The following is a 13232-nucleotide window of genomic DNA, read 5'->3' as shown; positions in this document are numbered from 1 at the left end:
CGACAGTATAGTCTGGATGAGAGAAGAGAAAATAATTTACATTAAGTTTATTTATATTGTTTAAATAGGTTTTGTTTATGATTTTTATGCTCCGAGCTTTTTAGCTTGGAGTATTTATTTTTATAAAAATTTTAAATTTAAACTTGTAAAATTAACATTAAATAATTAATAGTAAATGAATTTTAATATGGAATTATTAAATGCCCGAAGCAATAAAAAGCTAAGGGCATTTTTGTTTTTTTATATAAAATAGAGAAATAAATAGGAGTGTCATAAGTCTGATTAAATATAAAAAGGAGAGAATAGTATGGATGAAGTTTTTATGGCTAAAGCATTAGAGCTTGCTAAATTAGGACATGGAAAAGTAAGTCCTAACCCTTTAGTTGGAGCAGTAGTTGTAAAAGATGACAAAATAATAGGTAGTGGATATCATGAGAAATCTGGAGAAAATCATGCTGAAGTAAATGCTATTAATTCATGTAGAGAAGATGTTTGTGATTCTACTATATATGTTACTTTAGAACCTTGTTGTCATTATGGAAAAACACCTCCATGTGTTAAAAAAATTTTAGAAAGTAAAATTAAAAGAGTTGTTATAGGTGTACTAGATCCAAATCCATTAGTCAGTGGAAAAGGTGTAGAATTTCTAAAAAATCATGGTATTGACGTAACTGTTGGTGTATTAGAAGAGAAATGTAGAGAATTAAATGAAATTTTTAATTATTACATAGTTAATAAAGTGCCTTTTATAGCTTTAAAATGGGCAATGACGTTAGATGGTAAAATAGCTACAAAAAATTATGATTCAAAATGGATAACAAATGAAAATTCTAGAGAGTATGTTCACAAATTAAGAAATAGATATTCAGGAATAATGGTTGGTATAAATACTGTAATTAAGGATAATCCAAGGTTAACTAGCAGAATAGAAAATGGAAGAAATCCAATAAGAATTGTAATTGATAGTAGTTTAAGAATTCCTGTAGATGCAAAGCTTTTAAAAGAAGAAGGAAAAACTATAATATTTTATGCAGAGGAAAATGAAGAAAAACTTGAAGCATTAAAAAACTATAATGTAGAAGTTGTAAAAGTTGATAAAAAATTAGATAAAGTGAATTTAAAAACTGTTATGGATGAGCTATGTAAAAGAAATATTGATAGTGTTTTGGTAGAAGGTGGAGGAACATTAAATTATAGCTTGTTAGAGGAAAATATAATAAATAAGGTATATGCTTTTATTGGTCCTAAAATAATAGGGGGAAAGGAAGCTATAACACCAATAGAAGGTGAAGGGAAAAGTAAAATAAATGAAAGTTTTAATATTAAAAACTTAAAAGTATTAGATTTTGAAGGGGATATTTTAATAGAAGGTAATATTCAGTATTAAGGAGATGAGAAAAATTTTTACTGGAATAATCGAGGAAATAGGAATAGTAAAACAAATAATAAATTATGAAAAAAGTTCAGAGCTTATTATTGAATGTAAAAAAGTTTTAGAAGGCATAAAAATAGGAGATAGCATAGCAACAAATGGTGTATGTTTGACAGTTGTAAGAAAAAGCAAAAATGATTTTGTTGCAGAAGCTATGGCAGAAACTTTAAGATGCTCAAACTTATCTGATTTTTATGCAGGATGTAAAGTGAATTTGGAAAGAGCATTAAGTTATAATGGAAGATTTAATGGGCATATTGTTACAGGTCATGTTGATGCTATAGGAAGAATAACAAGTTATGAAAAAGAAAGTATAGGAACATGGATAACTATAAAGCCTTCTTTAGAAATAATAAAAAATATAGTTTACAAGGGCTCTATAACCTTAGATGGTGTTAGTTTAACAGTGGCAGATGTAAATGAAGACTCATTTAAAGTGTGTATAATTCCGCATACCAAAGAAGAAACTACGCTTCTAAGTAAAAAAATAGGAGCAAAAATAAATATAGAATGTGATGTAATATCCAAGTATATAGAAAAGATTTTATATTCAAGAGATAAAGAAAATTCAAATAAAAATGATATAACTATAAATTTCTTAAAAGAAAATGGGTTTTATTAATAAATATAAATAATTATATTAAAATGACTAATTAAAAAATGAATTAAATATTGAAATTTTACAGGGGGAATAGTAATGAAAAATTTTAACACAATTGAGGAAGCTATAGAAGATATAAAGAATGGAAAAATGTTAATTGTAGTTGATGATGAAGATAGAGAAAATGAAGGAGATCTTTTAATGGCAGCTGAAAAAGCAACAGGTGAAGATATAAATTTTATGGCTAAGTTTGGAAGAGGATTGATTTGTACACCTATGAGCATAGAAATGCTTAATAATTTAAAAATAAACCAAATGGTTGAAAAAAACACAGATAACCATGAAACAGCATTTACAGTTTCAGTAGATGCCATAACTACAGATACAGGCATATCAGCATTTGAAAGAGCGGAGACAATAAAAATGCTGATAGATGAAAATTCAAAAGCAGAAAACTTTAGAAGACCAGGACATGTATTTCCGTTAGCAGCTAAAAATGGGGGAGTATTAAAAAGAGCAGGACACACAGAAGCAGCAGTAGATTTAGCAAATTTGGCAGGATTAAAAAAAGCAGGAGTAATATGTGAAATCATGAGTGATGATGGACATATGGCAAGAACAGAAGAACTTATGAAATTTAGTGAAGAACATAATTTAAAGATTATAACAGTTGCAGATCTTATAAAGTATAGAAAAGAAAGAGAGAAATTAGTAGAAAGAGTTGTAGAAACAGAAATGCCTACTAAATATGGAAATTTTAAAGCAATAGGATATGTAAATAAACTTAATGGAGAACACCATGTAGCCTTAGTAAAGGGAGATATAAAAAAGGATAAACCAGTACTTGTAAGAGTTCATTCAGAATGTTTAACAGGAGATGCATTTGGTTCAAGAAGATGTGATTGTGGAGAGCAGTTTGCAGAGGCTATGAGAAGAATTGAAGATGAGGGATGTGGAGTTCTTTTATATATGAGACAAGAAGGAAGAGGTATAGGTCTTATAAATAAACTGAAAGCATATAAGCTTCAAGATGAAGGAATGGATACAGTAGATGCAAATATTGCATTAGGATTTCCTGTAGATCTTAGAGATTATGGTATAGGAGCTCAAATATTAAGTGATTTAGGTGCAACTAAATTAAAATTAATGACTAATAATCCACAAAAAATATTAGGACTTAAAGGACATGGAATTGAAATAGTAGAGAGAGTTTCAATAAAAATGAATCACAATGAAAAAAATGAATTTTATTTAAAAACTAAAAAAGAAAGATTACATCACATACTTTAAAGAATTAAGGGGAGAGATAAATATGAATATATTAGAAGGAAAGTTAATAGCAGAAGGATTAAAAATAGGAATTGTAGTTGGAAGATTTAATGAATTTATAGGTTCAAAACTTTTAGGTGGTGCATTAGATGGGCTTAAAAGACATGGAGTGCAAGATGAAGATATTGATGTTGCTTGGGTGCCAGGAGCTTTTGAAATTCCACTTATAGCAAATAAAATGGCTAAAAATGAGAAATATGATGCGGTTATTTGTCTTGGAGCTGTAATAAAAGGTTCTACACCACATTTTGATTATGTTTGTTCAGAAGTATCTAAGGGAGTTGCAAATGCTTCATTAAATACAGAAAAACCAATAATATTTGGAGTTTTAACTACAAACAGCATAGAAGAAGCTATAGAAAGAGCTGGTACAAAATCAGGAAATAAAGGATTTGATGCAGCATGTACTGCAATAGAAATGGCAAATCTTATAAAAAATATGTAATAGACAGTTAAAAAGGGGGGATTTTAGCCCTCCTTTAAAAATGCGTTAAATACGCCATTTTAAGATAGTGCAATATAAGTCAAAGTATTTACAGAAGTTTGGAAATTTTTTTCTCATAAAAAAGCCCCCTTTTATATAAAAAAAATTAACATACTCAATTTTAAACTTGAGTATGTTTAAATATTAGATTATTAATGGGATTTTGTAATTAAAAATGAATATGAATTCAAATTTTTGATACACTCGAAAACTAGTAAGCCAATTTAGCAATAAATTCATTCAATTAATCCTAGAATTAAAGGATGTAAACCATGTAAGAATTCCTTGGTAACATGGCTTATTAGGCTATGTCATGTATCCTGTAATAAAATTTTTTAGTGATTAAGTTAATTATATAGCAAGTAAAAATATTTTGTGAAAAAATACAAAAAATTTACATAATAGAAAACATATGTTTTAAAATTTAAGATAAAGTTTTTTAAGTTAACAATTTATTTCAATGTAAAATTTGTAATTTAAAGTTTTAACCTTTAGTGCATTTTGTAGTATAATGTAGGAAGCCAAAGCTAAAAACTAAGTTATTCATGTTTTATTAAGAATTTATAGTGAATTAACTAAAAAATAATTATTATAAGGAGTATTAGATTTATGAATTTTGATGCATTAGTTTTAGATTTTGATGGTACTATAGCAGATACTAATGAGAGTATAGTACTAACAATGAGGGATACACTAAAGTATTTTGGAAATGATGATATAAGTGATGAGAATATTACAAGACTTATAGGACTTCCTTTATATCAAATGTTTAAAAGTATTGATGGATTTAAAGAAGAAAATGTAGATAAGGCTGTAAATGAGTACAAGCTTAGATACAAAAATATATGTACAAATACTGTTACATTATTTGATGGAGTAAAAAGCACTTTAGAATATTTATATAAAAAAGGTGTAAAGCTTACAATAGCCACTAGTAGAGGAAGAGATACTTTAGTTCTATTTTTAAAAGAATTAGGAATAGAAGAATTTTTTACATTTATTGCTTGCTGTGAAGATGTAGAAAAACATAAACCAGCGCCTGATGTTGTAAATTTAGTTCTTGAAAATATAAATATATCTAAAGAAAGAGCATTAGTCATAGGAGATACTATCTATGATGTTGGTATGGGAAATAACGCAGGATGTCATTCTTGTGCTGTAACATATGGAAACAATACATTAGAAGAGCTTAAAACATCAAATCCAACATACATAATAAATAAATTCGAAGAGTTAATAAAGATAGTTGAATGTTAATAATTATTGAAATATGAAAAATTAAATTAAAAAAATTTAAAAAGGGTATTGTGTATTGCATAGTAGTATGATAATATAAGTTCATAAGGTGCTGTGCATTACACAGTACCTATAAAAAAATAAGCTACTATGTATTACCAAGTAGATTATATATGAATATTAATTGCTGAAATAGCTAAAATATATATAAGTATTTAGGTTATTTCTTAAATTAAACATGAGTACTATGCAATACACAGTATAGAGAAACAAAGGAATTATTATCTTTAAAAGATGGGAGGATTAATATGAGTACTCAATTAAGAAAAGGAGTGCTGGAGATATGTGTTTTAACTTTAATAAATGACAAAGATATGTATGGATATGAAATTGTAGATAGTATTTCTAGAGTTATGGATGTAAAGGAAAGTACAATTTATCCATTGCTTAGAAGACTTACAGCAGAAGGCAATTTTGAAACTTACATTCAAAAAGCACAAGGTGGTCCAGACAGAAAATATTATAAAATTACTGAAGAAGGAAAGAAAAATTTAAAGAATATGGTAGATGAATGGGATAGATTTGTAGAGGATGTAAACTTTATTTTAGAAAGATATAGGAAGGAGTGCTAAAAAATGAGTAAAAATGAATTTTTAGATATATTAAGAGATTATTTAAAAGATAGTTTTAGTCAAAGTGAAATTTTAGATATATTAAGAGATTATGAAGAATTTTTCTTAAATGGAGAGTTGGAGGGAAAAAGTGATGAAGAAATAATAGCATCATTAGGTTCACCAAAAACTATAGCTCAGGATTTAAAAGAAGAAATGAAAAGAGAAAATAGAGGTTCAAATAGGGATAAAGATTATAAAGATGAAGCTAAAAAGGTATGGGAAAAAACAAAAGAGACAAGTAAAAAAGGATTTCAAAAGAGTAAAGAGTTTTTAAACTCTAATGATATAATAAATGAAAAAATTCCTACTTGGGGAGTTAAAGCTATTCTTATAATTTTAAGTTTGCTTTTAATAATACCATCAATAATGGTTATAGGTTCAGTAATTGGAGCAGGATTAGGTCTTGTAGGCCTTTCAGTTTTAGATATGATAGGATATGCATTATCATTTCCAGCAATGGCAGCTAATTTTTATTTAGGATTATTTGGATTCTTTATATCTTTAGCAGGAACTGGTGTAATAATTGCTTTATGGACTATATACGTAAATGTTGTTATTTTAATAAAAAGATTATTTACAAAATATGTAGCATGGATAAAAACAAAAAAAATGTATATAAGAGTTAAAGAAAATAAAAATAGCAACAGAGAATCAAGTGAAAATGAAGTAAGAGTTAATGTAAATGAAGAAAGAAAAGAAGAAGAAAATAATGAAAAAGAAGATACAATTGTATATTTAGAAGAAAGTAAAATAGTAGAAGTTGAAAACTTTGAAGAGAAGGAGGCTGGAGAAGATGAAGAAAAGTAAAGTGGCACTTATAATAGCAGCTATTTTAGTAGGAATTGGAACTGTTGGAGCTATAGGTTCAGGAGTAGTAGCTGTTCCAACTGTTATAAATGAAGTTGAAGATGCAAGAATTAAATATAAACAAAATCAAGGTGAAGAAATTTACAAATCACAGGACCTAATAGAAAACTTAGATATAAATTCTGTTGGTGGTGGTATATCAACAGTAGAGTTAAAGAAAAGCGATGATAATTTGTTTAAAATAAAAGCATATAATTCACAGTTTCAAAATATAGATATAGATACAAAATATGATAGTGAAAAGAAAACTTTAAATTTAAATACAAATTTAAAATCTCAAAGAAGATTTCTAAGTGGTGAAGGGAACTTCTTTAAAAGATTATATGATGGACTTATATATTCTGTAGTTTACGATGGGGAAATATCTAAAATTACAGTAGAAGTTCCAAAAGGTATAAATGTAAGTTTAAATGCTGAAGGACACGTATCATTAATAACAGAAGATGCAAGTACTTTAAAAGACACACTAAAGTATAAAAGTTACTCAGGATATTGTGATTTACCTAAGGTTAATAACTTAAAGAATATAAATATACAAACAAATTCATATATTTCAATGGATTTTAAAGAGCTAATTAATGCTGAGAATATAGAAATATTTGCAGACAATATAGATATATCAACTAATGGGTTATTAAGTGATTATAAAGACGTTAAAAAGTTACCGAGTAATGTAACATTAAAAGCTAGTAGTGTTAAAGTAAAATCATATATGCCTATAGGACAAAATGTTAATATAAATACAAATAATTATTTTGAAATTGTGACAGATATACATGATTACAATGTTAATGGTAAAATAGAAATGAAAAATCCAGAACACTATAATGATCATGATTATGATGACTATGATGATTATAATGATTATGATGACAGAGATGATAGAGATGACAGAAAAAATAATAATTATTTTAATCACTGTATAAAAGGTCTTAATATACAAGCTAAGGACAACAAATTTGAAGGCCAAATTTCAAATGGAACTATTGGAAAGTATAACATGAATATAACTTCTAATGGTGGAGGAAGATTTGAAAATATTACAAGAGAAAGTTTAGAAACTGAATTAATGATGCATAGATAAAAGCTTCTTTTAAAAGAGGCTTTTTTCTTTGTACAAAAGTTTAGAATAATGAAATTACTATAACAAAATTAAAGATTATTACGATATTAAATATATGGAAATAAAACATAAATTAATAAGATTTTCTAATTTAAACTTTAAAGAAATACTCATTAAATAATTCATGTTTCTTGATGAATGAAAAAAATATTTCAATTGTCAACGGGCTCTAAATACAAAACTAAGAATTAAATATAAAGTTAAGATTATCTAATAATAAATGATGTTAAGGGAGTGATAATAAATGATTTCAAATTTAGGAAATAAAAATTTATTCTTTATAAAGAATAATAATGATAAAAAAAGTAGCACAATAATTACGGAAGATATAAGAGCAATTAAGGATAAGTTGGCAGCAGGAATGAAAGTTGATGATTTATCAGATGAAGAGTATGGAAAGTTAAATATGTTTGAAAAAGCAGAAAATGCAGCATTTTGGCAAGAAATAACTGAAGAAATGAGCAAAGCTGAGAGAATAGCAGTTAAGATTGCTAAAGGTGAAAAATTATCAGAAGAAGAAGAACGATTTATAAATGAAAAATATCCAGATATGAAAAGAGAAGCAGAACAAGCTAAAAAAGAAGGAGAAGATTTAAAAGAAAGACTTAAAGGAGCTAAAAGCACCAAAGAAAGACAGCAAATTATAGCCATGGCAATGAGCAATATATCTGAGATGGCTTTAAAAGGAGGAATTTCTGACATTCAACTTCGTATAAAAATTGCAGCCATTGAAAAAGCTAAAGAAGACTCAGAAAAAGGAGATGGTGAAATTAGCATAAAAAATGTTAATTTGAAAGAAGGAACATTCCTAAATAAATTAGTGTAAATTATAAATAATATAAAAAGTAACAACATTTAATATTAAAGCCTTGTCTACAAAGGTTGGAATTGTATTTAATTACCCTCGTAGCCGAGACTCAAGTCTTGGCTATATTTTATATAGGAATATATTTTAAAAGTAATATAATAAAAAACGTTATACAAGAATGAATTCTCGCCTACAAAGGTTGGGAATTCAATTTAATTATCCCTCGTAGCTGAGACTTTAGTCTTGGTGGTCTTTGATATGGGAATACATTTAAAAAGTAATATATTAAATAACGCTTTGCAAGGTTAAAACCTCGCCTACAAAGGGTGGGGATTTTCTTTAATTACCCTCGTAGCTGAGGTTTTAACCTTAGCGGACTGGGATGCGGATAAAAAATTTAATGAATATGGCAAGAAAATTTTAAAAATAGGATAATACTATAATATGTGATATAATGTAAAAACGTAGATTTAATAACTCTAAAAAGAAGTATTTATTGTCTTAAATAAATTAAATAACAAGTGGTGATAAGATGAAAAGTGTTATATTAGCTGAAAAACCTTCAGTTGCTAGAAATATAGCTGAAGCATTAAAATGCAGAGGTAGAAAAGATGGATATATAGAAGGCGAAGACTATATAATAACTTGGGCATTTGGACATTTATTAACATTATATGATTGTAAGGATTATGACAAAGCATTAGCATTATGGAGCTTTGAAAATTTCCCATATATACCAAGTGAATTTAAATACAAAGTTAAGCCCGATGATAAAAATAGAAATAAAGAAGACAGTGGTGCAAAAAAGCAACTTTCAATAATAAAAAATCTTATTGAAAGAGATGATGTAGATAGAATTATCTGTGCAACAGACTATGATAGAGAAGGAGAGCTTATTGCACTATTAATATTTGATTACATAAAAGCTACAAAACCAATATATAGAATACTTATAAATGAATGGACAGAAGATGAAGTAAAAAGAGGTCTTGAAAATTTAAAGTCAAACGAAGAAATGAAAAGTCTTCAGGATGCAGGTCTTAGTAGACAGCTTACTGATTGGGTTATAGGAATAAATTTCACATCTGTAGCAACTATGAAATATTGTAGAGGAAAAGGTAATCTTTTAAACATTGGAAGAGTACTAATGCCTACATTAAAAATGGTTTATGATAGAGATATGAAAATAGATAAGTTTAACTCAGAAAAGTTTTATGAGCTTTATTGTGAATTTGAAAATGATAATGGAAGTTATAAAGGAAAGTTTTTTCATGAGAAGTTAGATAAATTTAAAAATAAAGAAATGATGGAAAAACTAAGAAAAGAAATAGATGGAAAAGAAGGAACAGTTATAGAGAAAAAAGTTGAGGTAAAAAAGGAAAATGCAGGCCCACTTTTTAACTTAACAAACCTTCAAGGATATGTAACAAGTAAATTTAAAGGATATACAGCAGACAAAGTATTAAAAGTTTGTCAAAGTCTTTATGAAAAGAAGTATATAACTTATCCTAGAACATCAAGTACTGCACTAGAAGAAAGTTTAAAAGACAAGGCAAAAAAAGTTTTAGATACTCTAAAAAAAGGATTGCCATTTGAAGATGAAATAAAGTTTTCTGTGACTAAAAAAGTATTTAACAATGCAAAAGTTGAAAGCCACAGTGCCATAATTCCAACATATTTAATACCTAAAGATTTAAATAAAGAAGAAAGAGAAGTCTATGATTCTATAAAAAATAGATTTATAGCTCAATTCATGGCAAGTGCTGAGTTTGAACACACAGAAATAATAACTTGTGTAAAAGGTGAAAACTATGATAGGTTATTTTCATCAAAAGGAAAAATTCTTAGAAGAGAAGGATATTTAAAAATAGAAAAATATAATGGAAAAGATGAATTGCTTCCTAAAATTGAAAAGGACGAAGTAGTTCAAATGGTTAGTATAAAAGTTGAAGAAAAGAAAACTAAACCACCAGCTCATCATACAGAAAAAACACTTCTAAAAGCTATGGAAACTTGCGGAAAAAGTAGTAATAATAATGATGATAGTGAAGAAAAAGACACATCATTAGTACTTGCAGGATATTCAATAGGAACTGCTGCTACAAGAGCAGAAACAATAAACAAATTAAAGTATGCAGGATATATATCATCAAAAGGTAAATCACTTTTAATAACAGAAAAAGGTAAAAGATTAATACAAACATTTCCTATAAAAGAGCTTTTAGACACAGACTACACAGGTAGAATGGAAAAAGCTTTAGCTGATATGGAAAAAGGTAAATTTGATAAAAAACAATTTTTAGATTATATATATAAGTTTACTAAAAATGGTGTTGATAAAATGAAAAAGCATAGAGCTGAATTAATATGCGATACTAGAGAAGCTAAAACTGAGTAGATTTATAATGAAAATTCCTTGCTGCATTTGTAGTGAGGGATTTTTATTTAATTTGAAAGGACATATTTTATTTGGTAAAATAAATAATGTAAAATTTGGTATAAGATTCATAGAAAAATACATATATATTAAATAAACTAGTATTTTTTTATGCTAAAAATGGGGAGGAAATAAGAATGACTACAATATATTTTGTTAGACATGCTGCACCAGATTATTCTGTACATGATGATTTAATTAGGCCATTAAATGAAAACGGCATAGAAGGTAGCAAGAAAGTAAGGGAGTTTCTTAGCGACAAAAATATAGATAAGATTTACTCTAGCCCACTTAAAAGGTCTATAGATACAGTAAAGCCATTTGCTGATAAGGTAGGATTAAGTATTGAAACTATAGATGATTTAAGAGAAAGAAAAATATCAGATTGTTGGCTAGATGATTTTGATGGTTTTGCAGAAAAGCAATGGAGTGATTTTGAATATAAATTGGAAAATGGTGAATGCTTAAGAGAAGTTCAAGAAAGAAATATAAGTGTTTTAAGCAGTATATTAGAAAATAATTGTGATAAAAACATAGTAATAGCAACTCATGGAACAGCACTTTCTACTATAGTAAATTACTATAATAATAAATTTGATTATAATGAATTCTATAGAATAAAAGCTATAATGCCATGGGTTGTATGCATGAAATTTCAAGGTAAAGAATTAATATCTATAGAAGAAACTAGTTTCTAATATAGGAATACAAGCTGAAAAATACAATTATTTAAATATTAAATGAGAATAATGTTAGTAAAGGAAACAGTAATTATTTAAAACGTTATTCATAAAAATTTCAAAGAAACTCTAATAAATTTGCCATTTTATTTCCAAGACTAAACGGCTGAATCGACGTCCTGTCTAGGCAGTCGCTGAACCCGTCCTTGGGTTCAGGTCTTGGAAATAAAACACAAAATAATAAGATTTTCTAAATCAATTTTAAAAGAAATACTAATTTAAATAATTCCTGTTCCTTGATGAAAGAAAAAAGCTCTTCAATTGATAAATTTGTTATTTTGAATTCGAACTGGAACCCTATATAGGGTTCCAAGCTGAAAAATACAATTATTTAAACATCATATAAAAATTAGTCGATATGTAATTCTATTCTTAAATGTCATTACTACATTTGTAGGCGAGAATTAATTCTTGCAAAACATTATTAGAAGATATTATTTTTAAGTATTTATATCCAAATCAAAGACCGCCAAGGTTAAAACCTCAGCTACGAAGGTGTTATATTTTTATGTACTTCTATTTTTGTTATTACTACATTTGTAGGCGAGAATTAATTCTTGCAAAACGTTAATTTCCAAATTTCACTACTTCAACTTAATTTATAATCTATTTGGGACTGACTTTGCTTGTTTATGTAAATATGTTATTTAAAAAGGAAGTTTACTATAAATAAGTAATTAGCCTATAATAGGTCCGTCCCTCTTGTTGATTAATATATTTTAAAATTTGAAACAATGAAATCTAGCAAGGATACATTACCGCCAAGGTTAAAACCTCAGCTACAAAGGTGTTATAGTTTTTATGTACTTCTATTCTTAAATGTCATTACTACATTTGTAGGCGAGAATTCATTCTTGCAAAACGTTATTGGGAGATATTATTTTTAAGTATTTATCCAAATAAAAGACCGCTAATTGCAATGAATTAATTAACCATGAAATAGTGTATTTTATAATTTTACATTTTCAACTTTCAATTAAAAATTGTAGGCGAGGTTTCAACCTTGCAAAACGTTATTACAAGATATTATTTTGAATTTGAATTTGCAATGCTATAGGGATTTAATTCCTTAAGTAAGTATGATTTTAATCCGTATCTAAACTATAATAACTATAATGTTTTTGTTATTATTAATTCTATTTATAGAATTAATATATAAATCTTTAGATTTATATAAATAATAAAATAACGAAGTTATTTTATTTAATAATATATTAAATATATATTTAGCTAAGGAGTTTACTCCAATAGTACATGTAAAAAAATCCTTACTGTTGGATAAAAAAACTATGTCGTTGGATTTAAATTCTATACTCAATGAATTAAAATCCAATTTGTATGAAATAAAACTTATGCCATATGAAAATTTACGAATATAATTTGAGTAAGAAAAGCCACTTAAATTCTTATAAAAAATAGTATTAACATTTAGATTAAAAAACATAATAAAACCTCCAAATAAAGTACTCCAATCTTTATATAGGTAAAAAACTGAGAAAAC

General features: G+C 27.0%; 11 protein-coding genes. All 11 read left to right on the top strand.

Features of this window, described 5'->3' with window-relative positions:
- The first annotated feature begins 307 nt into the window (after positions 1-307).
- The 11 genes from ribD to BN346_RS02630 all read left to right on the top strand — a co-directional run bounded on the left by ribD (position 308) and on the right by BN346_RS02630 (position 11689).
- Complete coding sequence (ribD, locus tag BN346_RS02680) at positions 308-1387, top strand: bifunctional diaminohydroxyphosphoribosylaminopyrimidine deaminase/5-amino-6-(5-phosphoribosylamino)uracil reductase RibD (RefSeq protein WP_034439069.1); 1080 nt, start codon at positions 308-310, stop codon at positions 1385-1387.
- A 13-nt stretch (positions 1388-1400) separates the two neighbouring features.
- On the top strand, positions 1401-2054 hold the full coding sequence (locus BN346_RS02675) for a riboflavin synthase (RefSeq protein ID WP_034439091.1): 654 nt from the start codon (positions 1401-1403) through the stop codon (positions 2052-2054).
- 75 nt (positions 2055-2129) lie between these two features.
- Positions 2130-3323 (top strand): bifunctional 3,4-dihydroxy-2-butanone-4-phosphate synthase/GTP cyclohydrolase II, encoded by a 1194-nt coding sequence (locus BN346_RS02670; protein ID WP_034439068.1) that lies wholly within the window; start codon positions 2130-2132, stop codon positions 3321-3323.
- A gap of 22 nt (positions 3324-3345) precedes the next feature.
- Positions 3346-3807 (top strand): 6,7-dimethyl-8-ribityllumazine synthase, encoded by a 462-nt coding sequence (gene ribH / locus BN346_RS02665; RefSeq protein WP_034439067.1) that lies wholly within the window; start codon positions 3346-3348, stop codon positions 3805-3807.
- A gap of 648 nt (positions 3808-4455) precedes the next feature.
- Positions 4456-5103, top strand: a complete 648-nt coding sequence (locus BN346_RS02660; protein ID WP_034439065.1) for an HAD family hydrolase — start codon at positions 4456-4458, stop codon at positions 5101-5103.
- Between the two features lie 287 nt (positions 5104-5390).
- Entirely contained in the window at positions 5391-5714 is a 324-nt protein-coding gene (locus BN346_RS02655; protein ID WP_034439064.1) for a PadR family transcriptional regulator, read from the top strand.
- A 3-nt stretch (positions 5715-5717) separates the two neighbouring features.
- Positions 5718-6563, top strand: coding sequence for a DUF1700 domain-containing protein (locus BN346_RS20355; protein WP_051539927.1), 846 nt, complete (start codon positions 5718-5720; stop codon positions 6561-6563).
- Entirely contained in the window at positions 6550-7707 is a 1158-nt protein-coding gene (locus tag BN346_RS02645; RefSeq protein WP_034439063.1) for a hypothetical protein, read from the top strand. The genes BN346_RS20355 and BN346_RS02645 overlap by 14 nt, the downstream gene beginning before the upstream one ends.
- Positions 7708-7990: 283 nt before the next feature.
- A complete protein-coding gene (locus BN346_RS02640) occupies positions 7991-8572 on the top strand; it encodes a hypothetical protein (protein ID WP_034439061.1) in 582 nt (193 codons plus the stop codon).
- Positions 8573-9086: 514 nt separating this feature from the next.
- The gene (locus tag BN346_RS02635) at positions 9087-10952 is read left to right on the top strand and encodes a type IA DNA topoisomerase (protein WP_034439060.1); all 1866 of its coding nucleotides are present in this window, start codon (positions 9087-9089) and stop codon (positions 10950-10952) included.
- Positions 10953-11128: 176 nt separating this feature from the next.
- Entirely contained in the window at positions 11129-11689 is a 561-nt protein-coding gene (locus BN346_RS02630) for a histidine phosphatase family protein (RefSeq protein ID WP_034439059.1), read from the top strand.
- The last annotated feature ends 1543 nt before the right edge of the window (positions 11690-13232 follow it).

Source organism: Clostridium ihumii AP5 (assembly GCF_000612845.1).
GTDB lineage: Bacteria > Bacillota > Clostridia > Clostridiales > Clostridiaceae > Clostridium_J > Clostridium_J ihumii.
The sequence above is the reverse complement of the archived record's forward strand: the minus strand, read 5'-3'. Positions and strand labels throughout refer to the sequence as shown.

Coding starts and splice junctions, on each gene's coding strand:
- ribD (WP_034439069.1), top strand. CDS start 308: ATGGATGAAGTTTTTATGGCTAAAGCATTAGAGCTTGCTAAATTAGGA.
- BN346_RS02670 (WP_034439068.1), top strand. CDS start 2,130: ATGAAAAATTTTAACACAATTGAGGAAGCTATAGAAGATATAAAGAAT.
- ribH (WP_034439067.1), top strand. CDS start 3,346: ATGAATATATTAGAAGGAAAGTTAATAGCAGAAGGATTAAAAATAGGA.
- BN346_RS02660 (WP_034439065.1), top strand. CDS start 4,456: ATGAATTTTGATGCATTAGTTTTAGATTTTGATGGTACTATAGCAGAT.
- BN346_RS02655 (WP_034439064.1), top strand. CDS start 5,391: ATGAGTACTCAATTAAGAAAAGGAGTGCTGGAGATATGTGTTTTAACT.
- BN346_RS20355 (WP_051539927.1), top strand. CDS start 5,718: ATGAGTAAAAATGAATTTTTAGATATATTAAGAGATTATTTAAAAGAT.
- BN346_RS02645 (WP_034439063.1), top strand. CDS start 6,550: ATGAAGAAAAGTAAAGTGGCACTTATAATAGCAGCTATTTTAGTAGGA.
- BN346_RS02640 (WP_034439061.1), top strand. CDS start 7,991: ATGATTTCAAATTTAGGAAATAAAAATTTATTCTTTATAAAGAATAAT.
- BN346_RS02635 (WP_034439060.1), top strand. CDS start 9,087: ATGAAAAGTGTTATATTAGCTGAAAAACCTTCAGTTGCTAGAAATATA.
- BN346_RS02630 (WP_034439059.1), top strand. CDS start 11,129: ATGACTACAATATATTTTGTTAGACATGCTGCACCAGATTATTCTGTA.